This window comes from Bacteroides sp. 1_1_30 (assembly GCF_020982715.1).
In the GTDB taxonomy this organism is placed as follows: Bacteria; Bacteroidota; Bacteroidia; order Bacteroidales; family Bacteroidaceae; genus Bacteroides; species Bacteroides xylanisolvens.
This window is the reverse complement of record NZ_JAJKHN010000045.1, coordinates 1-23,593: the sequence shown is the minus strand read 5'-3', so window position 1 is coordinate 23,593 and position 23,593 is coordinate 1. Positions and strand designations below refer to the sequence as shown.

Annotated in this window: 21 protein-coding genes; 8 read left to right on the top strand and 13 right to left on the bottom strand. The window is 44.5% G+C overall.

The window, feature by feature from the left end; genetic code table 11:
- Window positions 1–104 precede the first annotated feature (104 nt).
- Window positions 105–1,019 (top strand): cation diffusion facilitator family transporter, encoded by a 915-nt coding sequence (locus LPH68_RS14420; protein ID WP_008022898.1) that lies wholly within the window; start codon window positions 105–107, stop codon window positions 1,017–1,019.
- An 89-nt stretch (window positions 1,020–1,108) separates the two neighbouring features.
- The gene (locus LPH68_RS14415; protein ID WP_008640655.1) at window positions 1,109–2,674 is read left to right on the top strand and encodes an ATP-binding protein; all 1,566 of its coding nucleotides are present in this window, start codon (window positions 1,109–1,111) and stop codon (window positions 2,672–2,674) included.
- Window positions 2,675–2,954: 280 nt separating this feature from the next.
- On the opposite strand, the gene LPH68_RS14410 is transcribed toward LPH68_RS14415, so the two are convergent.
- The 13 genes from LPH68_RS14410 to LPH68_RS14350 all read right to left on the bottom strand — a co-directional run bounded on the left by LPH68_RS14410 (window position 2,955) and on the right by LPH68_RS14350 (window position 17,742).
- Window positions 2,955–3,299, bottom strand: a complete 345-nt coding sequence (locus LPH68_RS14410; protein WP_004312540.1) for a hypothetical protein — start codon at window positions 3,297–3,299, stop codon at window positions 2,955–2,957.
- Window positions 3,300–3,418: 119 nt separating this feature from the next.
- A complete protein-coding gene (locus LPH68_RS14405) occupies window positions 3,419–4,234 on the bottom strand; it encodes a DNA-binding domain-containing protein (RefSeq protein WP_004312541.1) in 816 nt (271 codons plus the stop codon).
- Between the two features lie 60 nt (window positions 4,235–4,294).
- Window positions 4,295–5,488, bottom strand: a complete 1,194-nt coding sequence (locus LPH68_RS14400) for an Ig-like domain-containing protein (RefSeq protein WP_008640656.1) — start codon at window positions 5,486–5,488, stop codon at window positions 4,295–4,297.
- A gap of 218 nt (window positions 5,489–5,706) precedes the next feature.
- Window positions 5,707–6,900 carry a helix-turn-helix domain-containing protein gene (locus tag LPH68_RS14395; RefSeq protein WP_008022915.1) on the bottom strand — a complete coding sequence of 398 codons (1,194 nt, stop codon included), beginning with the start codon at window positions 6,898–6,900 and terminating at the stop codon, window positions 5,707–5,709.
- Between the two features lie 104 nt (window positions 6,901–7,004).
- Entirely contained in the window at window positions 7,005–9,344 is a 2,340-nt protein-coding gene (locus LPH68_RS14390) for a TonB-dependent receptor (RefSeq protein WP_008022917.1), read from the bottom strand.
- 109 nt (window positions 9,345–9,453) lie between these two features.
- A complete protein-coding gene (locus tag LPH68_RS14385; RefSeq protein ID WP_370638801.1) occupies window positions 9,454–9,795 on the bottom strand; it encodes a hypothetical protein in 342 nt (113 codons plus the stop codon).
- A gap of 125 nt (window positions 9,796–9,920) precedes the next feature.
- Window positions 9,921–12,248, bottom strand: a complete 2,328-nt coding sequence (locus LPH68_RS14380) for a TonB-dependent receptor (protein ID WP_009040473.1) — start codon at window positions 12,246–12,248, stop codon at window positions 9,921–9,923.
- Between the two features lie 85 nt (window positions 12,249–12,333).
- Window positions 12,334–12,690 (bottom strand): hypothetical protein, encoded by a 357-nt coding sequence (locus tag LPH68_RS14375; RefSeq protein ID WP_032851504.1) that lies wholly within the window; start codon window positions 12,688–12,690, stop codon window positions 12,334–12,336.
- A gap of 71 nt (window positions 12,691–12,761) precedes the next feature.
- Window positions 12,762–14,360, bottom strand: a complete 1,599-nt coding sequence (locus tag LPH68_RS14370) for an aspartate:alanine exchanger family transporter (protein WP_009040471.1) — start codon at window positions 14,358–14,360, stop codon at window positions 12,762–12,764.
- Window positions 14,361–14,408: 48 nt separating this feature from the next.
- Complete coding sequence (locus tag LPH68_RS14365) at window positions 14,409–15,308, bottom strand: cation diffusion facilitator family transporter (RefSeq protein WP_015530937.1); 900 nt, start codon at window positions 15,306–15,308, stop codon at window positions 14,409–14,411.
- Between the two features lie 276 nt (window positions 15,309–15,584).
- Window positions 15,585–16,253, bottom strand: coding sequence for a bifunctional 4-hydroxy-2-oxoglutarate aldolase/2-dehydro-3-deoxy-phosphogluconate aldolase (locus LPH68_RS14360; RefSeq protein WP_004300153.1), 669 nt, complete (start codon window positions 16,251–16,253; stop codon window positions 15,585–15,587).
- 49 nt (window positions 16,254–16,302) lie between these two features.
- A complete protein-coding gene (locus tag LPH68_RS14355) occupies window positions 16,303–16,665 on the bottom strand; it encodes a four helix bundle protein (RefSeq protein ID WP_009040469.1) in 363 nt (120 codons plus the stop codon).
- A gap of 51 nt (window positions 16,666–16,716) precedes the next feature.
- The gene (locus LPH68_RS14350) at window positions 16,717–17,742 is read right to left on the bottom strand and encodes a sugar kinase (RefSeq protein ID WP_015530936.1); all 1,026 of its coding nucleotides are present in this window, start codon (window positions 17,740–17,742) and stop codon (window positions 16,717–16,719) included.
- A 253-nt stretch (window positions 17,743–17,995) separates the two neighbouring features.
- Between LPH68_RS14350 and LPH68_RS14345 the strand changes: the two genes are divergently transcribed.
- The 6 genes from LPH68_RS14345 (at window position 17,996) to LPH68_RS26630 (ending at window position 23,206) form a co-directional block, all read left to right on the top strand.
- On the top strand, window positions 17,996–19,060 hold the full coding sequence (locus LPH68_RS14345) for a LacI family DNA-binding transcriptional regulator (RefSeq protein WP_004303832.1): 1,065 nt from the start codon (window positions 17,996–17,998) through the stop codon (window positions 19,058–19,060).
- Window positions 19,061–19,090: 30 nt separating this feature from the next.
- Window positions 19,091–20,581, top strand: coding sequence for a UxaA family hydrolase (locus tag LPH68_RS14340; RefSeq protein WP_004303833.1), 1,491 nt, complete (start codon window positions 19,091–19,093; stop codon window positions 20,579–20,581).
- A 231-nt stretch (window positions 20,582–20,812) separates the two neighbouring features.
- Window positions 20,813–21,412 carry a hypothetical protein gene (locus LPH68_RS14335; protein WP_004313178.1) on the top strand — a complete coding sequence of 200 codons (600 nt, stop codon included), beginning with the start codon at window positions 20,813–20,815 and terminating at the stop codon, window positions 21,410–21,412.
- Window positions 21,413–21,709 (top strand): transcriptional regulator, encoded by a 297-nt coding sequence (locus LPH68_RS14330; protein ID WP_004313179.1) that lies wholly within the window; start codon window positions 21,413–21,415, stop codon window positions 21,707–21,709.
- Between the two features lie 26 nt (window positions 21,710–21,735).
- Window positions 21,736–23,088, top strand: a complete 1,353-nt coding sequence (gene creD / locus LPH68_RS14325) for a cell envelope integrity protein CreD (RefSeq protein ID WP_015530935.1) — start codon at window positions 21,736–21,738, stop codon at window positions 23,086–23,088.
- Window positions 23,081–23,206, top strand: a complete 126-nt coding sequence (locus tag LPH68_RS26630) for a hypothetical protein (protein ID WP_008019746.1) — start codon at window positions 23,081–23,083, stop codon at window positions 23,204–23,206. Before creD ends, LPH68_RS26630 begins: the two co-directional genes overlap by 8 nt.
- Window positions 23,207–23,593: the final 387 nt, after the last annotated feature.

Genomic DNA, 23,593 nt, shown 5'->3' with positions numbered 1-23,593 from the left:
AACCCGGAAAAAGTTTTTTTGCGACTTGACGTCACAGACTCCTATAAATGTTTATCTTTGCTAGCCAATCGCAATCAAACAATTAATTATAAAGAGTCACTTCAATGTCAAGAGAGAACATCTTAATCAAAACCTCATGGATTAGCACCATTGGCAATGCAATCCTGTCCGCATCAAAAATCATCATCGGTTTATGGGCCGGTAGTTTGGCGGTAGTGGGCGACGGTATCGACTCGGCAACCGACGTCGTTATCTCTATCGTTATGATTTTTACGGCACGCCTCATCAACCGTCCTCCTTCAAAGAAATATGTATTTGGTTATGAGAAAGCGGAAGGCATCGCGACAAAGATTCTGTCACTGGTGATATTTTATGCCGGTATGCAAATGCTGATATCTTCCATTCAAAGCATCTTTTCAGATGAAGTGAAAGAGATACCATCGGCTATCGCTATCTATGTGACTATATTCTCTATTGTCGGCAAACTGATGCTGGCTTCGTACCAGTACAAACAGGGAAAGAAAATAGACAGTTCCATGCTGACGGCGAATGCGATAAATATGCGTAATGATGTTGTCATCTCGGCCGGAGTTTTATTAGGGTTGATTTTTACTTTTATATTCAAATTGCCGATACTCGATTCGATAACGGGATTGATAATCAGCCTCTTTATCATCAAGTCGTCCATTGGTATTTTTCTCGACTCGAATGTGGAGCTTATGGATGGCGTGAAGGATGTCAATGTGTATAATAAGATATTCGAAGCTGTCGAGAAAGTGCCGGGAGCAAGTAATCCGCACCGGGTCAGGTCGAGAATGATAGGAAACCGGTATATAATTACGCTCGATATAGAGGTGAATCCGCAGATAACGATTACACAAGCGCATGAGATTGCCGGGGCGGTGGAGAAAAGTATTGAAAGCTCGATAGATAATGTCTATGATATTCTGGTGCATGTGGAACCTGCCGGGGAGTGTCAGACGGATGAGAAATTCGGGGTAGACAAGGATATGGTGTGACACGTGAAAATCTTCGGCAACAAAGAAAGCTATTCCGCTTCTTTTTCTTAACTTTGCATTCATCGTTCACATTTTAATAAAAATTTGATATGGAAGAAGGAACATTCAGGCGCTATCCTATCGGGATACAGGATTTTGAAGATTTGCGCAATAATGATTACATATATGTTGATAAGACTGCACTGATTTATCAACTCGTCAATACAAATAAGATTTATTTCCTGAGTCGTCCCCGTCGTTTCGGGAAAAGTCTGCTTGTCTCTACGCTCGAAGCCTATTTTCTGGGAAAGAAAGAACTTTTCAACGGACTGGACATGGAGCAGTTAGAGAAAGACTGGACAGTGTATCCGGTGCTACATATCGACTTTAGCGGCAGTAAATATATGGAAGCAGAGTCACTTCGCGCATCTATCAATGTTCAGCTGTTACTTTGGGAAAACGTCTACGGACGTCAGGAAGGCGAAGACACATTTAGTTTACGTCTGGAAGGTATCATCCGCCGCGCTTATGAGCAAACCGGGCAGCAGGTTGTCGTATTAGTGGACGAATATGACGCCCCGATGCTGGACAGTAACAATAACCATGAGTTGCAGCATGAGATTCGTGGTATCATGCGCGACTTCTTCAGCCCCTTAAAAAAGTCAGGTAAATATCTTCGCTTCCTCTTCCTGACGGGCATCAGCAAATTCAGCCAGATGAGCATATTCAGCGAACTTAACAATCTTCAGAACGTCAGCATGAGCGATAATTACAGCACTATCTGCGGTATCACCGAACAGGAACTGCTGACACAGATGAAAATTGATGTCGAACAGATGGCACAAGCCAACGATGAAACGTATGAAGAGGCGTGTGCCCACTTGAAGAAGCAATATGACGGATATCATTTCAGTAAATCCTGTGTGGATGTGTACAATCCTTTCAGCCTGATTAATGCTTTTGCCCAAAAGAGTTATGAGAACTACTGGTTTTCTACCGGTACCCCTACCTTTCTGATAGAACTCCTGCAACAAATGAACTTTGATATCCGTCTGCTCGACCGTATGGACGCCAAGCCGGAAGACTTCGACAAGGCTACGGATTGTCTCACCGACCCAATTCCGGTGCTCTACCAAAGCGGTTATCTCACAATCAAGTCGTACGATGCTTTCTTTCGTACCTATACATTAGGCTACCCGAACGAGGAAGTAAGAATCGGCTTTATCGAGTCGCTCATCCCTTCTTATCTTTACCAACCTACGCGCGAAAGCAACTTTTATGTAGTGTCCTTTGTGCGTGATTTAATGAAAGGAAACCTTGAATCTTGCCTTGAACGCACCCGGTCTTTCTTCGCCTCTATTCCGAACGACCTAAACAACAAAGAGGAAAAACATTATCAAACTATATTCTATCTTCTGTTCCGCTTGATGGGACAATATGTGGATACCGAAGTCAAAAGCGCTGTCGGACGGGCGGACGTGGTTATCAAAATGCAGGATGCTATTTATATACTTGAATTTAAAATGAACGGCACCGCAGAAGAGGCTTTAGCGCAGATTAACAGCAAAGGGTATGCGATTCCTTATGAGGCAGACCACCGGAAAGTGGTGAAGGTCGGCATCAACTTCGACAGTACCACGAGAACGATTGGAGACTGGAAAATCGAAACGGATTAACAGCGTACGCCACTTGCTTGAAGTAGACAAGGATATGATGTGACACATGAAAAAGGCAGCAGTTGCTCTCGTCTGTGAGTAACTGCTGCCTTTTTGCGTGTTCTGTGCTGTCGTAGCCGGGAAATTAGGGTGTATTGCCACAGCTTGCTGTGGTGCGTTTCCCTAACTTGTTGTGGCATGCTCCCCTTGCCTGCTGTGGCATGCTTCCCTAGCCTGCTGCGGCACGTCTCCCCAGCCTACTGCGGCACACATCCCTTTCCGCCGTTCCGGTTTTACGTATTCAATAGGCTGTTGCTTTGATACGCAGCTTGATGGCATTTTCGGCTGTATCCAGTACCAGTTCGCAGTTTTCAGAGGTTACAGAACTACCGGTGACGTCCATTTCCAATGAGGTGATTTTCTCAAGATCGAGTTGGGTTAAGGTGTATCCGTCTCCTTTCACCACCGTGAATCCACCTTCGGGAAAATGGGATGGCCGCATCTTCCATTGAGCCACAAACGTCAGTTTGTCCTTGTCAAGGGTGATTTTCTCTACCGGTGTAGAGTTGTCTTTGTCGTCGCCGCCGCAGGCGGTTACCAACGTTGCTGCCACAAGGCAGAGGAAAAAGATTCTTAGTTGTTTCATGCGTCTTTCTGTTTTCTTTAAAAGGGTAAATTATGAAAGGCTGCCGCTTTTTTGTTTGCCATGAGGGCGGATGCGCTGTCTGCAGCCGGACTGTCCGTCCTCATTCGTGACCTGCTTCTTTATGCAGCCGGGTCGGGGGCTTCACCTCCTCCGGGGATTTCAGGGTCGGGCGCTTCGCCACCGCCACCGCCACCACCCGCGTTTTCGTCACCCAGCAGAATCGGGAAACGGTAAGAGCGTGGCGTTTTCAATGCCTTGTTGCTTCCGCTATATTGTGTCGTGATGCTTAGCGCATAGAGCTTTCCGGCTTCTATGGCAGGTAGCATGATGGTGAGTTGTGACGGTGCGTTGTGAACGATGACGGACACTTTCAACGGGACGGCTCCCTCTTCGTCTTTGGTGAGATAGATGCCGACCGAAGGGTCGTCACCGAGGATTTTAATGTTGCTTCCGCTGATAACGGCAGGACCGCCGGAAGTGATGACCTGGCTGATACTCTTCGTCACGGAGTCGGTGATGGAGTTGATGACCGGCCCCGTCTGTGCCAGCCCGTTGCAGATTACTTTTACGGCTTTGAGCTGGTCGCGCAGCAGTTGTCCCGGTGTGTAGGACACACCGAGCGAGTGCTTCGTGGCGTCAAACTGGGCGTTCTCCCCGAGGAACGAACCGCGTACGGTGACGATGTACTGTCCCACACCGTCTACCACGCTCTTCCCTTCGGCGATGGCTTCCACCTTCTTCTGGTCGGCAAGGTCGAGGATGTTCTCGATGGTTTCCTGCCGGTACTCGGTACGCTCCTTGATGATGCGTGCTGCGATTTCTTTGTTGTGCAGACTGCCTGTGATGCGTGCGCGTCCGGTGTAGTCGCCTTTTTGCTCGGTCATGATGTTGTCGTAAAGGTCAACATTGAGCGTGATTTTTTCGTTTGTTGCCATGATAATGATTGTTTTAAGGAAAGTGAATATCTATTTATTAGTTACGTTCTGTGCTGCTTGTCATTTCGCACGTATCTTGATAGCATTACCGTCCAGATAAAGTTCGAGATAACTGTCATATGTCATGCCCCCAGTAGTATTAGTCATCAGATGGAACTTCATAAGATCACTGTCAGTCAAGGTGTAGCTGTCGGTTCCCTTAACAACGGTTTCGGCTCCTGGCCGGACAGTGGAACGACTCAACAAGTAATCATATAGATCTAATTTAAAATCAGAATCCGCCGGAAGTTCGTTTTCAACCGTAACGGTGGGGATGGTCACTTGATTGCCATTAATCGCAGCTTGCAGACAGAGGCTCCGTTCACTCCCATACGTTCCCTCCTCCCTTGCTTTTATTTTTCCGCCTTTCAGTTGCAGTATTCCTGTAGGGGCAACAAGCACTTCCTGCCCCTTTATGCTTTTGGAGATTTCAGCATCGCCTTCCATAATGAGCGTGGCATTATCACCGACAGAGATACCAATTAGCTGGTCATTATCATTCCCATTGCCGGAATATAGTTCGAAGCCGTTACCCAGCGTTAGTTTGCAAGACGCCCTAACAAATATGCAGGCGACTTCAGCTAAATGGGCATCAGCATTTCCATAAATGTTGAGGTTGGTCAGCTTCAATGACGCGCCGTTTGTAAGCTCAAAAAGGCTTTTGTCGCTAGCGGTACGGGAAATACTATAATTATCGCCGCTGATAGGATTATTTCCGTCGTCAATAGCAATGTGTTTGCCGTCTATTGAAAAGGCAAAATGCTCTGCATCCGCAGCAACCTCAAAACTTCCACCGAGGATGATTTGTGTTGGTGCATCCGCAGTGCCGTCTGCCGTTTCAATAGCGGTTTTCAGTTCGGCTGCGGTAGTGACAAGCGTCTTGTTGCTGACCGTCACAAGGCAGGTGGCGGACTTTTCGCGTGCGGTGGCGGTGATGGTAGCTGTTCCTTCAGCTACGGCGGTCACCAGTCCGTCTTTACTTACGGTGGCTACGGAAGTTTTGTCACTGCTCCATACTACGGATTCGGCAGTCACCCGGTCGGGGACAATGGTGGGAACCAGCGTTTCGGTCGCTCCCGATTTCAGGGTCAGAGTCTCATGATTGAGGGTGATGCTCTCTACGGGCACGGAGTTGTCGTCATTGTTGTCGTCGCCACAGGCGGTTGCCAACGTTGCTGCCATAAGGCAGAGGAAAAAGATTCTTAGTTGTTTCATACGTCTTTTGTCTTTCTAAAAGGGTGAATAAATCGTGTTCTCTTTTCGGACAAAAATAATATGCAACAACGAAAAGGTATAGCCAAAATCCTGCATTGTATAGCCAAAATCCTGCAAATCTTGCAGGATTGCCGGAAATTCCATTGTTCGGAGAAACTTCTACCTATGCATTGATGGAAACAACAGCATTTGATGATAAAAGAGTATCGCCTTCTCCTTTAAAGTACAGACTTTTGTTGGCGGAACTCAGTAGGAGTCATTTTTACCAATTCGCGGAAATTGCGGTTGAAGGTGCGCATTGCCTTGAAGCCCGACGCTCCGGCAATGTCTTCGATTGTGTGGTTCGCGTAGTCCGGAAGCAGGAGCAAGTCCATGGCATGACGGATGCGCAGGCGGAGAAGATAATTTTGCAAGGTCAGTCCTGTGGCACGCCCCACAGCGGCGGAGAGATTACGCTCGTTTGTGCCAAGAGCTTTAATCAGGTCGTCACGCTTGAAGTTGTAGTCGAGGTACGGTTGTTCTTTCTGCAGATAGGCTTCGAGCTCTTCAAACAAGTGGTTGCTATCGCCGGATTGCAGGTAACAGATGAGGTCGCCCATATCGGCTTCGAGCGGTGGTTGGGACAGTTTTCCATCCTGTTCGACGATAAAACGGCGTAGCATCTCGTAAGTGTAATGATAGTTAGTGTACAGCCATGCAAAAGCAGGATAGAAAACCACGATAAGGAAACTGAAACTAAACTCGGGTATCGGTCCCGGACAGACAAGTAAAACCCATGCGCCAATGCCGATACTCAACGCATAAAGGAAAGCGCGCATCGTCCACCGGAGTTCCAGTTTTGAGATACACTCTCCGGTCAATTCTTTTAAATGCGTGATGTAGCGGTGTTTTTTACGGAAAAAGAGGCGGACGTAAACGAACAGTTGTACGGTATAGGTGACACCGAACAAGGTCCGCACTGCCAACGGGAGATTGTGAACGACACACGCACGCCATTCTGCTAAAGAATATACACAGACGTCCGCTTCAATGCAGCAACTCACCACATACAGCAGAATGAAAACGAGCGAAGGCGCCGCATGCTTCATCACATTGGCAAAAGTGACGTATCTGCTGTCGAACAGCAATATCAACATAAACGTGAACATCAACGCCTGCGAAGAAGCAAGCACCAACACCAATATTGAGAATAAGTCCAACGACCGGTATACGCCGAACCCGTCAACCAGCAACTCCGCCAAATGACCGGCAGCGATAATGAGAGAAGCAGCGATGAAGAAATGGCATGCACGCCTGTATTTGGGATTAATGGCGTGCGCCATCTGCTTGAAGCAGACAAGACCGAAAGATATAGACAGACATATTCCGATAATAATGCCGTTTGTTAGTGTGTGTAAAGCCGGTATATCCATTGCTTAGCATTTATTTTCCCGACAAAGTTAATGAATCTTGACGAGAAACCGACTAGTTACACCCTGTAAAACTCGACAAGTCTGCAAAATCGTATAGAAACAACCTAATAGCTAATCTTCACTCCGGCAAAGAAACTTCTCGGCAGAGAAGGCCCGTAAATATAGCCGGAATCCCGATTAGCTCCTCTATCAAAGTCCTTCTGATAAGACTCAAAGAGGTTCTGAACTCCGCCGTTTAGTTGCAAATCGACTGTTTTGTATAGCTTGAAGTCATAAGCCAGTTTCACTCCCAAATCGAAGAAACGGGGTGTACGGATGGCTTCCGCCTTTCGTTCGGGCATTGCGCCCAGTTCGGCGTTCTCGGCGGTGATATCCATGCGTTGCACTAACATTCTCCCGGTATAAGTTCCTGACAGGGCAATGGATAAAGGTTTGATGGGAGTATAAGTAGCTGTGAAGTAACCATATGTATCGGGAGTACGGAAAATTTTCTTTTCTGCCGGTGCGTCGTCATGCCATTTATGAGGTTCATCGTATCGGCTGCGTTGCAAAGTGAGTCCCGCTTGTATTTGCAGGATGGAAAGATAAGCCACTTTGCCCTCCAGCGTTAGCCCCATCACTTTCGCGCCGGGACCGTTACTGCGTGGTTTTACCAATATCCCATCGCCACGGTCATAAGGTTCGCCCAACACGAAGACATCTGTCAGTCTTGTATAAAAGCCCTCGATCAAGAAATTCGTCTGGAATACTCCGAAACGGTGATACATATCTGCGGACGCACTGAAACTTTGGGATTTCTCTTCTTTCAAGTTCTTCGCACGCTCAATCATTGCCACTGTTCCGCCCACATTTTCAATATGCATATCTTCATCAAAAGCCTGCGGAGCACGGAATCCGGATGAATAGCTCAAACGCAGGTTTATATTCTGTGTCGGGTTGAAACGCAAGTTGGCACGGGGGCTAAAGATGACATTATCTACCATGTTATGCTTATCCAGACGACCACCGATCAGAATGCCCCAACGGTCGTTCTTCCACTCGTTCTGCAGAAAAGCACTGTAAATATTTACCGTCTGATCCGTGTGGCGGTCATATCCCCACATATTATCTTTCAGACGATCACGGTTATATTCAAGTCCTGCCGTGAGGTCAGAAGGCATAAAAAAACACTTATCAAACGTATGTACATACTGCGCGCCGCCCATAGCGGTTAAATCCGTTGTTTTTCCATAGGCTTTCAGAGGATCGTTACCCGGTCCGTAATAACTGTCCCGATCTGTATTGGCGGCTGACGCAAAGATACTTAGACGGTTCTTTTCATCTGGCGAGAAATAATCGAACTTCAAACTTCCACCATCAATCGAATGTTGCAACTGCTCTGCAATATGGGCTTCGTGAGGAGGACGGTCCAACATATCCCCTCCCCGACGGAATTCCTGCATGTGGTGATATTCGAAGGTTAGTTTGGAGTAAGTGCTTGTTTTCAGATAAGAGCGGAAGCCCACTGTCTGATTCTTCAATTTAGGTAGTTCGGTGAATCCGTCTCCGTCATAATCATATCCGGACCGGTGACGGTTCTGACCAAAGATATACAGTCCGGCACGATGATCGTCCGTCACTAATGAAGCATTCAGGGAGGTATTGTTATCGAATGAGGAGCCGCCCCCTAAAGCAGTAAGGGTGTGCGACAGCTGGCCGGAATTGCGCAAAGGCTCTTTGGTGATTATATTGATGGTTCCTGCAATGGCCGAAGAGCCGAACAAGGCGGAACCTCCCCCACGCATCACTTCTACGCGTTCAATCATGCTGGCGGGAATCTGTTCCAGGCCATACACTCCGGAAAGGGCACTGAATACGGGACGGGAATCTATCAAAATCTGCGTATACGGTCCGTCCAGTCCATTGATGCGGACTTGCTGGAAACCACAATTCTGGCAGTTTGTCTCTACACGTACACCGGGCTGAAAGTTCAGCCCTTGCGATAAAGTGGAAGAGTTAGTCGTTTCAAATAGCTTCAGATCGACGACATTTACCAAAGTAGGAGCCAAACGGCGCGTCGTTTCACTGCGGTTGGCGGAAACCACTACCCCATCCAAAGCAATCGCGTCCTCTTCTATTTCAAAATCCTCTTCCAGTGTCTTTCCTTTTTTCAGAGTCACGTTGCGGGTCACGGTCTTGTAGCCGACCGAGCTAACCTCCAGTATAAAGTTACCTTCCGGCAAATTCTTCAAAAAATAATGTCCGGTAGCGTCGGTCACGGTTCCTATCGTTGTTCCTTTCAGTGCAATGGTGATGTAAGGAAGGTGCTCTTTCGTTTTCTTATCCAGTACATGGCCTATGATGTTCGCATCGGATTTTTTCAGTTCAGGGTAGTCCGGATGTTCAGCCAATGCGTATGACAGGACACAATACAGGCCGGCCAGGACTAAAAGATATTTCTTCATTGTCGTTAGTCTTTTAATGTTTAAAATCAAAAATAATAATAAGGGAAAGGGAAGCAGCGATCATTAATCGTTGTTCCTAACTGATGAATACTGTTCCCGAAAAGATAGACTAAGCGACAGGAGGTGCTCTAAGAGATATGACGCCCGGACAAGAACGGTGATATGGCTCAACTTGCGGGCGGATAAACAGGATACATAATAGAGATAAAGCAGCGACCGCGAATGTAGGTATTAATCCGCTGTCTGTCACCAATACATGATTCAACAGGTGAATGAGTTGGAATTCAACCGTCGTATGGCTATGTTCACTGCCTTTTTTAAATGGATGCAAATGGACAATCGTTACCCCGTTTACTACATGGGAGTGATTAAATAAAGTGATTCCTGCCATGTACGAGATAAACAGTACAGGCAAAAACCACTTCATTATATGTAGGTACAATTGTTTCATCCGGTAATCTTGCACATCTATTCTGTGCAGTAAAGTCAGGGTTTAGTTTGTTTTTTTGCAAAGATAAGGATTGTCTCCATGCAAAACAATCCCTATTTATAACGATTTTAAATCTTAACCGAATCTTAATAACTGATCTTCACCCCGGCAAAGAAGCTTCTCGGAAGTGACGGACCATAGATATAGCCGGAGTCACGGTCAGCTCCTTTATCGAAGTCGTCCTGATAGGCATTGAAAATATTCTGTATGCCGGCATTCAACTGGAGGTTCATCGACTTGTAAAGTTTGAAGTCATAAGCAGCTTTCAAACCGATATCGAAAAAGTCTTTGGTATTCACCGTTATCGGATTTTCAAGGAATCCCGGAACCGGCTCGTGGGGAACCAGCATCGAACCGGTATAGGTACCGGAAAGAGCGATAGATAACGGTTTTATCGGGGTGTAGGTTGCTGTAAAATAGCCGTAAGTATTTGGCGTACGCATCATTTTCTTCACCGCCGGAGCTTCTTTGTTCCAGATGTGCGGTTTGCTGTAATGGCTCTGTTGCAGAGTGACTCCCGCCTGAACTTGGATTTTATTCAGGTAAGCCATCTTTCCTTCCAGTGTCAATCCCAGAACTTGCGCTCCTGATGCATTGTGACGGGTACGTGTCAGAATTCCATCCACTACCTCTCCGTCGGTAAGGGCAAAAACATCCGACAACTTTGTATAGAATCCTTCTACCAGGAAGTTAACCTGAAACGCACCAAAACGATGATAAATATCTGCCGAAGCACTCAAGCTCTGTGATCTTTCTTCTTTCAGATTATCCGCCAATTCAACCATCGCTACATTACCGCCTACATTTTCCACATGCAAATCTTCGTCGAAAGCCTGCGGAGCACGGAAGCCGGATGAGTAACTAAAACGAAGATTGATGTTTTCTGTCGGATTATAACGCAAGTTGGCACGCGGACTGAATATCACATGGTCAATCAGATTATGCTTATCCAAACGGCCGCCAATCAGGAATCCCCAATGATCATTTTTCCATTCGTTCTGAAGGAAAGCACTACCGATATTCACTTTCTGGTCTACCGTGCGGTTGTATCCCCACATGTTATCTTCCAGTTTGTCCTGATTGAACTCTATTCCGGCAGTCAGGTCGGAAGGCATGAAGATGCATTTGCCGAAGCTGTAGACATACTGTGAGCCTGCCATCCAGTTCAAGTCAGTGGTGTTTCCGTAAGCATCCAAAGGGTCTCTGTCACCTGGACCATAATAGCTGTCGCGATTGATATGCTGTGCAGATGCAAACACATTGAAACGATGGTTCTCGTTAGGGGAGAAATAATCGAACTTCAGTCCTCCGCCATTGATTGAGTGTTCGGTCTGCTCCGCCACATTCGCTTCATGAGGCGGGCGGTTCAATAAGTCTCCTCCCCTGCGGAATTCTTCCATGTGGTGATATTCAAAAGTAAGTTTCGAATAAGTCGTTGTTTTCAGGAACGAACGGAAACCAATTGTCTGACCGTGCAATTTGGGTATTTCGGAATATCCGTCGCCGTCATGGTCATACGCAGAACGGTGGCGGTTCTGACCGAAGATATACAGACCTGCACGCTGGTCGTCCGTCACGAGAGACGCATTCAATGCCGTACTGTTGTCGAAAACGTCGCCATCGCCAATTCCCGTAATCGTATGAGATAACATACCAGAGTTGCGCATCGGTTCTTTGGTGATGATATTGATTGTACCGGCAATGGCAGATGAGCCGAACAGTGCCGAGCCGCCTCCACGCATCACTTCCACACGTTCTATCATGCTGGCAGGAATCTGTTCGATACCATACACACCGGAAAGCGCACTAAAAATGGGACGGGAATCGAGCAGGATTTGCGTATAAGGGCCATCCAGTCCATTGATACGCACTTGCTGGAAACCGCAATTCTGACAATTGGACTCTACACGAACACCCGGCTGAAAGCTCAAGCCTTGCGCCAAAGTCGTAGAATTGGTATTCTCAAAGATTTTCAAATCTACTACATTCACCAGTGTCGGAGCCAGACGGCGGGTGGTTTCATTACGATTGGCAGATACGACTACGCCATCCAAAGCAACCGCATCTTCTTCTATCTCGAAATCTTCTTCCAATGTACGCCCTTTCTTCAGCGTCACATTCCGTCTGACGGTTTTATATCCCACCGAACTGACCTCCAGCACAAAATTACCTTCGGGAAGATTCTTCAAAAAATAATGCCCGGTAGCATCGGTCACAGTTCCGATGGTCGTACCTTTCAAGGCGACTGTAATATAGGGTAAATGCTCTTTTGTATTTTTATCAAGAATATGGCCAACGATATTGGCATCTGACTTACGTAATTCGGGATGATTAGGATATTCATGAGCTTGTCCTTCGAGGGCAGGCAACAATGTGCAGCACAAGCAGACAAGCGAAAAGATGTAATTCTTCATTTTTCGTTTGTTATTCGTTTTCGATAAGTATTTACATGGATAGACAGATAATGCCCGTACCTCATGCAAGGTACGGTATCATCATTTAAAGAATAGAGAAACGAATAACCGGGGGTGCCCTAAGTCCCACTACCCCATGATACGGACAGTGATAGTGAGTGTGTTGCGAACGTCCGGGCAACAAGCATAATAAGAAAGGAATAAAAAGGGAAAGAGCAAAAACAACAGCCGCACCGTCTGCCGTTAAGTGAGACAGACAATGAATCAGCTGTAGTTCGACTGTAGAATGTTCATGTGCCGCCCCTTTCTTAAACGGGTGTGAATGGACGATTGTCACGCCATTGACCACATGCACGTGGGCAAAGAATGTAAAGCTTACCAGATACGATACAAACAGTATCGGCAAGAAGTAGCGTGTAATATTCAATAACAATCGTTTCACCTCATTTTTTTCTTTGAGGCGGCAAAGATACGAACTATTTATTTAACAATCAATTATTATATGAAATTCTGTTAATATACAGCCGAGGCTATTACTTGAATAAACAGAATTAAGAATACCATGGCAATCGGATAAACAGTTGCGTAAGCTACGCTCGGAATATTGCTATCCACCATCGAGTCGGCAGCAGCGAGTCCCGGAGTACTTGTCATCCCTCCTGTAATAGTTCCCAGCAAATCGAGCAGACTGATTTTAAATACGAAATGTCCGACAATGGCTGCAACAAGCATTGGCACCAATGTGATGGCGGCTCCTACTCCGAACATCAATAATCCGCTTTCCTGGAAGGTAGCTACCAGATTCTTACCGGCAGAAGTTCCCACTTCGGCAAGGAAAAGAAGCAGACCTAACTGGCGCAACAACTGATTGGCAGGTCCGGACATAGACCAGATAATGGGTCCTGTCTTACCTATCGCACTCAACACAAGAGCTACCATCAAAACTCCCCCGGTCAGTCCCGGTGAGAATGACAGGCTATCAGAGAAAGAGATATTTATTTTGCCGAATAACACGCCCAATACAATACCCATTGCAATGGGGAAAAAGTCCGTATCAGATAGTTTCTTCGCATTATTTCCCAACAGGCGGGCTACTCCTTTAAGTCCCTCTTTCTCACCGACTACCATCAGTTTATCACCAAACTTCAAGGCTAGATCGGGAGACGGAGATAAATCAATACCGCTTCGACGAACACGAGTCACTGTACAACCAAAGTTTTTCTGTAAGTTCAAATCACCCAGTTGTTTGTTTATCATGTCTTTTTTAGTCAACAACAAAGACTCTATTTCCTGTGTTTTATCCAAAGGCAGTTCACCTTCTTCTCTATTGCCTACCAACACAGCCAGTTGATCCAGTGACTCTTCGCTGCCTACGGCTTGTATGTAGTCTCCTTCATGCAACACCGTATGGGCGGTAGGAATGGATATTTCATCATTGTGTTTCAGACGTGAAATGACAGCACCTGTCATACCACGCGCATTAATTTGCACCAAGCTGCGATCGAACACATTCGCATTAGTGACGCGATAAATACAAGTAGTCAATTCCGGGAATTGTCCGCGACGTTCTATCTCCAGGCGACGGGCTTCTTTATCTAAATCCACCCGCATGATTTTAGGCAACAGCTTGACAAACAGAATCACGCCGATCACTCCAAACGGATATGCGATACCGTAAGCAATGGATGCCAGAGGAGAATTGGTACTGTCGATGGCAACAGCCAAACCCGGCGTACTAGTCAGCGCTCCGGCAATCAGACCGACAACACTCGGTGTATCGATATCAAATGCATATTTCAGTCCGACTGCAGTAAGACAGGCGGAACAAATAATAAGCATAGTGATGAGAATAAGCGTCTTTCCTTTGCTACGGAAAGAATCGAAGAATCCGGGCCCTGCCTGAATACCGATGGTAAAAATGAAGAGCACCAAGCCGAAATTTCCTAATTCTTTAGGAATGATAACACCAAAATGCCCGAAAAGAAGGGCAATGAAAATAACTGCCGACACATCGAGAGATAACCCCTTAATTTTAATTCTTCCCAGCATAAATCCCAATGCGACAATCAGGAAAAGGGAAAAATAAGAGGAATGCAATAAGTCAGTAAACATAAAAAATAAAGGTTAGTTAGTTTAAGGGCGCGAAGGTACGGATTTTATTTAATCCTCACAACATTCCTTGCAGCAAGTAGTCCTTTCGTCTTCAAACTCCAAAGTGGCATGATGAATACCTGCCTCTTCAAGTGCTTCCTTTATATGCTGTTTCACTTCTTCCAACTGTGTGATATTGTCAATAACAATATGGGCAGTCAAAGCGGTTTCCGTTGTGCTTAACGCCCAGATATGCAGGTGATGGCAATTCTCCACGCCGGGTTGTTCCATGATAAGTTGCTGTATCTTTTGAGCGTCTATCTCCACCGGTACTCCATCCAACGACAACCGAAGGCTATCGTGAAGCAATCCCCAAGTAGAGACAATAATGATAACAGCAATGCCAAGTCCGATAATCGGGTCAATAATACTCCATCCTGTATAGGTGATAATAATGCCGGAAACAACTACACCGACAGACACCAATGCATCTGCTGCCATGTGCAGATAAGCTCCTTTCACATTCAGATCCTTATCTTTATCTTTCATAAAGAGCCAGGCAGTCAGTGCGTTGATGACCACTCCCACCCCGGCTGTCCATGCGATGGCAGAACCATCTACGGAAACCGGGTGGAAGAATTTATCTACACTCTCGGCAATAATAATGCCCACGGCAACCAATAATATAACTGCATTTAATAAAGAGACAAGAATCGTACTCTTCTTATATCCATACGTGTAACGGCTATTGGGATGAACTTTCTGCAACCGGAAAGCCAACATAGCAAGCACCAGACTGGCTACATCACCCAAGTTATGCCCGGCATCAGAAAGCAATCCCAGAGAATTATAATAAAACCCTACTCCGAATTCTACGATAACAAAAGCAATATTCAGAGTGATGCCTATAATAAAAGCCTTATTGAGCGATGTCAACTGATGATTATGTTCGTGATGATGAGATTCCATATTATATATTGTTATTACATCTACTACCTAAAAAACATCTTATTGGGAGATTGGTTCATCCCCATTCCACTTTCGGCAATAGTAACGGCTCCCCTCCAGAAAAAACAAGCCACCGAAATGAATGAATCATCCCGATGGCTTATCCCCTTTAAACACCTTTAAACAAAATGAAAATATGCCTCATATACTAACTAAACTAACTAACCCTCGAGGCATATTTTAAAGAGGCTGTCGCATCAACCTCTTTTTATTATAGACAGCTTTCGCTCTCTAATCTTATTTACGAGCTTCGGCAATATAACCGAGAGCTTCTTCACATTTTGCAGTTACATAAGCCCAGTCTTCTGCTGCCACTTTATCTTTCGGGAACAATTTAGAGCCCATACCTACGCAGAATACACCAGCTTTGATCCATGCAGTCAGGTTTTCTTTAGTAGGTTCTACCCCACCTGTCACCATCAGCTTAGACCATGGCATCGGAGCCATCAAGCCTTTCACGAAGTTAGTTCCGTAAACATCACCCGGGAATACTTTGCAAAGATCGCAACCTACTTCCTGCGCAAAACCTACTTCTGATACAGAACCGCATCCCGGAGTATAAGCTACCGAACGACGGTTACATACCTTAGCAATTTCAGGATTAAACAACGGACCTACTACGAAGTTAGCACCCAGCTGCAAGTACATAGCAGCAGTAGCCGGATCAACGATAGAACCGATACCGATTGCCATTTCAGGACATTCTTTTGCTGCGAACTTAACGATTTCAGCAAATACTTCCTGTGCGAAGTCACCACGGTTTGTGAATTCAAAAGCACGAACACCACCGTCATAACAAGCCTTTACTACTTTCTTTGCAACTTCTGCATCTTTGTGATAGAATACAGGAACCATTCCTGTAGAGCCGATCTTATTCAATACGGCTATTTTATCGAATTTTGCCATCTTATTATTTACTATTTTATTATTTACAATTTACTATTTAATACTTTTGCTATTTATTATTCATCCGGCCTTTCATAGTGGTTATCGAGCTAACTATTATTTTTAAAAGTTCCTCATTTTCTTTGTATAAATCAACTAACAATTCTGATTTAACCAATTGAACTTCCATTAATAATTCTAGCCAATATAAAGTCTCATCCAATTCTTCTTCCACCATCTTCAATTTATTAAGAAAATCTTTATCTGATTTTCCTAAACATGCAGCTCTATAATTGGCAGCAGGAGATGTACCCGAACGAATGATTTGATTACCGATAGCTCTACCAGCAGGAGTATTGGGCAACTTATCTACTAATCGAATAATACGTATTGCTAATTCCTTTAGTCTATTTTTAAGTTCAATAGTTGTCATTACGCAAAAGTATTAAATCGTAAATAGTAAATCGTCCAATCGTAAATAAGCTTATCTCTGTACGCGACCGCTTGCGTCACCACCAGCCAATGCTTCTACTTCTTCTATAGAAACAAGGTTGAAGTCACCATTGATAGTATGTTTCAATGCAGATGCAGCAACAGCGAATTCAAGAGCAGCACCCTGATTAGGTTTAGTCATCAAACCATGGATGATACCGCCGGAGAAAGAGTCACCACCACCTACACGGTCGATAATCGGATCGATATCATAACGTTTTGAAGTATAGAATTCTTCTCCGTTGTAGATCATAGCTTTCCAACCGTTGTGAGTAGCAGAGAAAGATTCACGCAAAGTAGAAACTACATATTTGAATCCGAATTCTTTCATCATTTGCTGGAAGATACCCTTATAGCCTTCAGCATCTGTGTGGCCAGCCTCAACGTCAGCATCCGGTTTGAAGCCCAAGCAAAGTTCTGCATCTTCTTCGTTACCGATACATACGTCTACAAACTGCATCAACGGTTTCATGATAGACTGTGCTTTTTCTTTCGTCCACAGTTTCTTACGGAAGTTCAAGTCAACAGAAACAGTTACGCCGTGACGTTTTGCAGCTTCACAAGCCAGACGAGTCAACTCGGCAGCCTTGTCAGAAATAGCCGGAGTGATACCAGACCAGTGGAACCAGTCAGCACCTTCCATGATAGCATCAAAGTCGAAATCAGTAGCGTCAGCTTCAGCAATTGCAGAATGAGCACGGTCATAAATAACTTTGCTAGGACGCATAGAAGCACCTGTTTCCAAGTAGTAGATACCTACACGGTCGCCACCACGGGCAATAAAGTCTGTCTTTACGCCATATTTACGCAATGCGTTAACAGCAGACTGTCCAATTTCGTGTTTCGGTAATTTAGTTACGAAATAGGCGTCATGTCCGTAGTTGGCACAGCTCACTGCAACGTTAGCTTCTCCACCACCATATACTACATCAAAAGAGTCAGATTGAACAAAACGAGTATTACCCGGAGTTGATAATCTAAGCATGATTTCGCCTAATGTAACGACTTTCTTTCCCATAATCTTATGTTTTAAATTCTAAGTTATTAATATTATGAACTTTCAATTTATCATTCCAGCCCTATTTTAGGGGTTAATACACTGATAACATGACTATTAATCTATAAAAAGACTAACACCACATACCTTTCGTGTGCGGGCACAAAGATACAACAATTTTCGTAATTACAAAAATTGTTATATATTTGTATCGAAAATATTAAGATTATTATTGTGTGCGAGCACAAAAACCTATATAAATAAAGGTTATCGTATGAATAAATTGCCCGAAAGGATCAGAATCAAAGACATCGCCCGTCTGGCAGATGTATCAGTGGGAACAGTAGACCGCGTTATTCATGGACGTAGCGGAGTGTCGGAAGCCAGCAAGAAACGCGTAGAAGAAATTCTGAAGCAGCTTGACTACCAGCCCAACATGTACGCCAGCGCTTTGGCTTCTAATAAGAAGTATACGTTTATCTGTCTGCTGCCGGAGCATCTGGAAGGCGAATACTGGACAGCGGTAGAAACCGGTATCCACGAAGCCATTGCCACTTATTCGGATTTCAATACTTCGGTGAAAATCAACTATTACGATCCGTACGACTACCATTCATTCGAGAATGCCAGCGAAGCCATTCTGGCTTTACAGCCGGACGGAGTGATGGTAGCTCCTACCGCTCCGCAATATACGAAAGGTTTCACCGATCAGTTGCAGGCATTGGATATACCTTATATATATATAGACTCCAATATCAAAGACGTTCCTCCTCTTGCCTTCTTCGGTCAGAACTCACGCCAAAGCGGATATTTTGCTGCCAGAATGATGATGTTACTGGCACGGGATGAAAAGGAAATCGTTATTTTCCGCAAAATACATGAAGGAATTGTGGGTTCTAACCAGCAAGAGAACAGAGAAATCGGTTTCAGGCAGTACATGAAAGAACATCATCCGTCTTGTACTATACTGGAGCTCGACTTGCATGCCGAACGCAACGACGAAGACAATGAGATGCTGGATGAATTCTTCCGTACCTACCCGACAGTGAAGAACGGAATCACATTCAACTCTAAAGCCTATATCGTCGGCGAATACCTGCAAAGTCGCGGAAAGAAAGATTTCAATCTGATAGGTTATGACCTTCTGGAACGGAATGTCACCTGCCTGAAAGAAGGAAGCATCTCTTTCCTCATTGCCCAGCAACCGGAACTGCAAGGCGCCAATGGCATCAAAGCTCTTTGCGATCACCTTATTTTCAAGAAAGAAGTGACCTGCATCAACTATATGCCCATCGACTTGTTAACGGTAGAAACAATAGACTATTACCATAGCAAATAACAACAAAGTACAACTTTACAAGTACATTACATGGAAACAAAGTATTTAAGAATTAATCCTGCCGACAACGTTGCCGTTGCCATTGTCAACCTCCCGGCAGGAGAGCATCTTTCTGTAGATGGCATTGAAATTACATTGAACGAAGACATTCCTGCCGGACATAAATTCGCATTGAAGAATTTTGCTGAAGGCGAAAATGTAATCAAGTACGGTTATCCTATCGGACATGCACGAATGGCAAAGAAACAGGGTGACTGGATGAACGAAACGAACATCAAAACCAACCTCGCCGGATTGTTGGATTACACTTACAACCCGATTCAGGTTTCTTTGGATATTCCTCATAAAGATCTTACATTCAAAGGTTATCGTCGCAAAAACGGTGATGTAGGGGTAAGAAACGAAATATGGATTATCCCGACAGTAGGTTGCGTAAACGGTATCATCGGTCAACTGGCTGAAGGACTGCGTCGCGAAACCGAAGGTAAGGGAGTGGATGCCATTGTCGCTTTCCCACACAACTACGGTTGCTCACAACTTGGTGACGACCACGAAAATACGAAAAAGATTCTTCGTGACATGGTGCTTCACCCCAATGCAGGCGCTGTATTGGTAGTAGGCTTGGGATGCGAAAATAACCAGCCGGACGTGTTCCGTGAGTTTCTGGGCGAGTTTGATGAAGACCGCGTGAAGTTCATGGTTACTCAAAAGGTAGGTGACGAGTATGAAGAAGGAATGGAAATCCTGCGTGATTTATATGCAAAGGCTTCTAAAGACGAACGCACCGATGTTCCTTTGTCCGAACTGCGTGTGGGATTGAAATGCGGTGGTTCCGATGGTTTCTCCGGCATTACAGCAAACCCGCTATTGGGTATGTTCTCCGATTTCCTGATTGCACAGGGAGGTACAAGCGTATTGACCGAAGTACCGGAAATGTTCGGTGCAGAAACCATCCTAATGAACCGTTGCAAAAACGAGGAACTGTTTGAACAGACCGTCCATCTGATTAATGACTTCAAAGAATACTTCCTGTCACACGGAGAGCCTGTCGGTGAAAATCCTTCTCCGGGAAACAAAGCCGGCGGTATCTCCACCCTGGAAGAAAAAGCACTGGGATGTACCCAGAAGTGCGGAAAGAGCTATGTATCCGGCGTGATGCCTTACGGCGAACGTTTACAGAAAAAAGGTCTTAATCTGCTTTCTGCTCCGGGCAATGATCTGGTTGCAGCCACCACCCTTGCTGCAAGCGGATGTCACATGGTACTTTTCACCACCGGACGTGGTACTCCTTTCGGTACTTTTGTTCCAACCATGAAGATTTCCACCAACTCGACGCTGGCTAAAAACAAACCGGGATGGATTGACTTCAACGCTGGTGTGATTGTAGAAAACGAACCGATGGAAAAGACTTGCGAACGTTTCATTGATTATATTATCAAAGTAGCAAGCGGTGAATTCGTAAACAACGAAAAGAAAGGCTATCGCGAAATTGCTATCTTTAAAACAGGCGTAACCTTGTAAATTATTTTTTTGATACAGTAACTTATACGAAGTTAAAAGACATATCGTTAACACCATAGAATTGCTATCCCCTACTCAACAAGAAGTTGAACGGGACAGCAATTCTTTTTTGTATAATACCATATCAAAGCCTCATCATACCATTGAACTCTTTATTATCAAAATATTCAAGCAAAAAGTTTGTTCATCTGAAATCTTTTATTTTACTTTGCAGCACAAAGTACTTTTTATATGAATAAAGATAAAGCATTAGAATCGGTAAATGAGATAAAAGAGTTGATGGAAAAGTCCTCAAAGTTTATCTCTCTAAGTGGTCTCGCTGCAATCATGGCGGGCATTTACGCATTAGTTGGCGCATATATCGCCACACAAGTTATTACACCGGGCACTCATTTAATTGTTGCCCTTGAATTGATGGCTATAATAGCCTCGCTCGTATTGGTAGCTGCTGCGGTCACTGCTTGCATCCTGTCCTATTACAAATCCAAGAAGACAGGGCAAAAATTTTTCAGCCGCCTCACTTACCGGGCATTGTGGAATTTCTCTCTTCCGATGCTGACCGGAGGTGTTTTATGTATTTCCATCCTTATGCACGAGTATTATGACATCCTGGCTTCGGTCATGCTTCTATTTTATGGGCTGGCACTGGTCAACGTTTCCAAGTTTACTTATTCCAGCATCATATGGTTAGGTTATGCTTTCATCTGTTTGGGCGTCGTAGACTGTTTTTGGGAAGGTCATTCATTATTGTTTTGGACCATCGGTTTCGGCGGTTTCCATATCCTCTATGGTATATTGTTCTATTTACACTACGAAAGAAAGAGATCATAAATGATAGAAGCATTCCAATATATTAATAAAGCATTCGAAAGCAAGGTCCGACTGGGCATCATGGCTATTCTGATGGTAAATGAGGAAGCTGATTTCAATTTTCTGAAAGAGCAGCTCTCTCTGACCGACGGCAATCTTGCCAGCCATACCCGTGCCCTGGAAGAACTGGGATATATCGTATGCAACAAAAGTTTTGTCGGACGAAAACCACGGACTGTTTTTCAGGCAACCCCGCAAGGCAGAGAAGCTTTCAAATCGCATATTGAAGCCTTAGAGAAATTTCTAAAATCAAAATAAATAATTCATCAAAACACTACTGGCTTATGGACGCTTTCAATGAAAATTTAAATGAGCAACAGGCGCAGCAACCTATGGGATGCCTCCACCGTTTCTCCAAAACAATCAAGGTTGTCATCATCGGATTATTAATCCTTCTCCTGATGATACCCATGTTTATGATTGAGAATCTTATTTCCGAACGGGGACGAACCCAAGAAGAAGCTATCGACGAGGTAAGCGAAAAATGGAGTCTTGCACAGACCATCACTGGCCCTTATCTGAATCTCCAGTATCCGGTTGTCACTGAAAACAACGGTGAGAAGAAGGTTTCCATCAAAGACCTGATACTTTTTCCTGACGAGCTTATGGTCAACGGACAACTGAAGACCGAAATCCTGAAAAGAAGTATCTATGAGGTCAATGTATATCAATCGGAACTGACATTGAAAGGGTCATTCAGTTCGGAAGAATTGAAAAAGAGCAGAATAGACATGGACCAGTTGCAGTTTGACAGGGCGGCTATTTGCTTGAACCTAACCGATATGCGGGGTATCAGCGAACAAATCAGCATCACCTTGGGAGATTCTGTTTATATATTCGAGCCGGGTATGGACAACAGAGGAATAGCTAACACCGGAGTTCATGCGATCGCTAATTTGTCGGAGTTGAAGCAGAACAAAAAACTGCCATACGAAATAAAAATCAAACTGAAAGGTTCACAGTCACTCAACTTTATCCCGTTGGGTAAAACAACCCGTGTAGACCTGAAAGCCAACTGGAATACACCGAGCTTCACCGGGAACTATCTGCCTAACAACCGGAATATTACGGAGAAGGAATTTTCCGCACAATGGCAAGTCTTAAACTTGAACCGAAATTACTCGCAGGTGATGGCTGACTACAACACCTCGAACATCAAGGATATTGAAAACTCTAGTTTTGGTGTAAACTTCAAAATTCCGGTGGAACAGTACCAGCAGTCCATGCGCTCCGCAAAGTATGCCATTCTGATTATCCTACTGACTTTCGGAGTTATCTTCTTCACTGAAATCATGAACAAGACCCGCATTCATGCCTTGCAGTATTTATTGGTAGGACTGGCACTCTGCCTATTCTACAGCCTGCTCCTCTCCTTCTCTGAACACATCGGTTTCAACCCTGCCTATTTGTTATCTTCTGCACTGACTATTATACTGGTAGGCGGATACATGTTCGGAATCACCAAGAAAAAGAAACCGTCATTAATCATGTCCGGACTATTAGGTATACTTTATCTTTATATATTTGTTCTTATTCAGCTAGAAACTTTTGCGTTACTGGCAGGCAGCTTGGGATTATTTATTATCCTTGCAATGGTAATGTATTTTTCAAAGAAGATAGATTGGTTTAATGAATAAACCATTGGGGGAAATTCACATCCTGATCCAAAAGGAGAATCAGACGATGATGATCGCTTCCTTTCTATCCATATTACTACAAGGGGAAACGAAAGCTAAGATTAATTACGGTGCCTGATAATAACCATAATGGAACTGAAATACTTAACAAATGGCTTTTTTCTTGTATTTTTTAATAAGCAATTCACCCTTCACCTTGCTCCGATACTTTTTATTCATCGGAGATACAGGGTGAAGGGCTAACTCTTCACCTACCCTTCCACCAGGATCAATATTTCATTAGCTATAAGCATAATTCTTTTTGCTATAATGATATTTGATTTTGCTATAAGCTAATGAAAAGATGCTAATAGATTATTCTTTTCTTCTCAATGTTTATTTCAAATCATTACAGTGATTATTTCAATTTCATCATCTTTTTATAATGCTCTGAATAACCCATTTCTAGAAAAACCATTTTTAGCCCATCCATAAACTGTCTCTTATACACATCTCCGAGCCCACG